Here is a 2,540-nt window from a genome sequence, read left to right on the forward strand (position 1 = left end):
AGTCTGTAGCGTTCAGCCATGCGTTGCTGGCGGCGACCACTAGGCTCAAGGTGATCGCCGCGATCCTGCCTGGCCCTTGGCAGCCGGCGCTGGCGGCCAAGCAGCTGGCGACCATCGACCAGCTCACCAATGGGCGCATCGCGGTGAATATCGTCAGTGGCTGGTTCAAGGGCGAATTCCAGGCCATCGGCGAACCCTGGCTGGAACATGACGAACGTTATCGCCGTTCCGAGGAGTTTATCCGTGCCCTCAAAGGCATCTGGAGCCAGGACGATTTCACTTTCAAGGGCGACTTCTACCGCTTCAACAATTACAGCCTCAAACCCAAGCCACTCGGCCAGCCGGAAGTGTTCCAGGGCGGCAGCTCACGGGCGGCGCGGGACATGGCGGCACGCGTGTCGGACTGGTACTTCACCAACGGCAACACGCCCGAAGGCATCAAGGCCCAGGTTGACGATCTCCGCATCAAGGCCGCGGCCAATCACCACTCGGTGAAAGTCGGTGTAAACGCGTTTGTGATCGCCCGCGACACCGAAGAAGAAGCCCGCGCCGTGCTCGCCGAAATCATCGACAAGGCCGACCCCGAAGCGGTGAATGCGTTTGGCGATGCGGCCAAACAGGCGGGCAAGGCCTCACCGGAAGGCGAGGGTAACTGGGCCAAGTCCAGCTTTGAAGACCTGGTGCAATACAACGACGGCTTCAAGACCAACTTGATTGGCACGCCGCAGCAGATCGCCGAGCGCATAGTCGCGCTCAAGGCTGTGGGCGTGGACCTGATACTGGCTGGCTTCCTGCATTTTCAGGAAGAGGTCGAATACTTCGGCCAGCGCGTCCTGCCGCTGGTGCGCGAGCTGGAAGCCAAGGCCGGCGTCAAGCAGGTGGCTTAAACAACACGACGGCCGCGCGCAATTTGTTATTGCCAAAACGGCACATGCGCTCGAACTCCCCATGGCTGACCGGCAGATGCTGGCAGTCCAGGGATTGGCGATGCTGGCTGTGGTCCACGTCGGGGTCGTGCAGGTAGACGAACTCTTCATCGCAGTCGGTGACCATCACCCAATGTGGCGACTTGGAACGGGTGAGGCGGTAGCTGCTGATCAGTACCAGCGGCTGCCCGCCGGCCTGCAATACCTGCGGTAAATCCAGCGCGCCGCCGAATACCTGTTCGACGTCGCTGCCGACCAATTCCTCTTCAAACGCCTCATGCACTAAGCGCATCACGTCCTTTTTGTGCTGGTCGCGCACGCCATCCAGAAACAACGGCCCGCGCACATTCACCTGCATACGCACCCGAAAACCCCGGCGCCAGGCCGCCAAAGCCAAGCCTTGCGGGCTGCAGCCGCCATGGCCTGCGGTCATGAACACGGTGGTGGCTTCACGCCAGATCTGCAGTTCTTCGCGCCGCCCGGCCACGCGACCTGGCAGCAACGCGCCCATGGCCATCAGCAGGCATGCGGCGCCACAGGTGAAGTCGGTGGTCTGTTGGTAATACGGCACGCTCTGGGGGCGTGCGACCTGGTGCTGGAGGATGCGTTTTTCCAGTCGAATAGCGGCGGTGTGATCTTCGTAATAGTCATTTATCAGCGCAAAGCGGCGATAGCCGTTGCGCTCGTACAGCGCCAGGGCGCCGGGGTTGTCGGTGCGTACTTCCAGGCGCAGATAGGCGCAATCATGTTCCAGGGCGCAGGCCTCGATGCGCGTCAGCAATTGCTTGCCCAAGCCCATGCCGCGCGCATGCTCGGCGATGGCGATGGAGTACAGGCGCGCCAATGAAGTGCCGCGATGGAACAGCACCAGTGCATAACCTTGCAACTGCGCATCATTTTCCGCCACCAGCAACTGGCCATGGGCACGGCTGATCATCCACTGGAAACTGCGCAACGAGAGCCGGTCGGTGGTGAAACAGTGCTGTTCCAGTGCGACCAGTTCAGGCACATCAGCAGGGGTTGCAACGCGAAAGGAAAGAGCCATATAACCGCCGTAAAAGTTGCGTAACGAAACGGGACTTCTCTAAAAGATCGTGCTTAATAGAAAAGGTCGAGTTCTCTAAAGCGGATCAAATATTATGTCAGCGGTACAAGGTCATTGGCGTGAAGTATCCGAGCAAAACGTCGCGGCGACAATAACTTCCAGCGGTTATTTATCGGTCGCGAGCAAAGGTTCCAGCCAAGTGGTGATCATTGTCGAACGCAAGGAAGATTGGGCCTCTTACTTCCCCAGCGAAGACATCGTGACCGCCCAGGAATACCTTGAACAAACCCGTGAAAGCGAGACGGGCAAGCGTGTGCAGGTGATCAATCTGTGCCGCAGTTACAAGTACCTGGGCCACGGCTACTACTGCTCGTTGTTGGCCGAAGCGCGCGGGCACAAGGTGATTCCGTCGGTACGCACCATCAGTGAACTGACTAACAAGTCGCTGTAAGGCTTGTCACTGGATGACCTGGATAAAACCCTCGATAAAGCCTTGAGTCATCCCCTTTACAGCAATACCGCAGGCTTTACCCTGACACTTTATTTTGGTCGAACCAATATAGAGCAGC

Annotated in this window: 2 protein-coding genes and 1 pseudogene; 2 read left to right on the forward strand and 1 reads right to left on the reverse strand. The window is 58.9% G+C overall.

The annotated features are described in order from the left end of the window. Positions 1 to 887 (forward strand): dimethylsulfone monooxygenase SfnG (sfnG, locus tag FEM54_RS30285; RefSeq protein WP_138454036.1); only part of this gene is annotated, 887 nt, incomplete at its 5' end. Here the strand turns inward: sfnG and FEM54_RS30290 are convergent. After that, positions 871 to 1,971, reverse strand: coding sequence for a GNAT family N-acetyltransferase/peptidase C39 family protein (locus FEM54_RS30290; protein ID WP_099548250.1), 1,101 nt, complete (start codon positions 1,969 to 1,971; stop codon positions 871 to 873). The genes sfnG and FEM54_RS30290 overlap by 17 nt on opposite strands. 94 nt (positions 1,972 to 2,065) lie before the next feature. On the opposite strand from FEM54_RS30290, the pseudogene FEM54_RS30295 reads away from it, so the two are divergent. Continuing rightward, positions 2,066 to 2,540: pseudogene (locus FEM54_RS30295) on the forward strand (RimK-like ATPgrasp N-terminal domain-containing protein); the annotation flags it as partial.

This window comes from Pseudomonas edaphica, from assembly GCF_005863185.1.
Taxonomy (GTDB): Bacteria; Pseudomonadota; Gammaproteobacteria; order Pseudomonadales; family Pseudomonadaceae; genus Aquipseudomonas; species Aquipseudomonas edaphica.

Bases quoted from the DNA above. Each gene is read 5' to 3' on its own strand.
- FEM54_RS30290 (WP_099548250.1), bottom strand. From the start codon at position 1,971: ATGGCTCTTTCCTTTCGCGTTGCAACCCCTGCTGATGTGCCTGAACTG.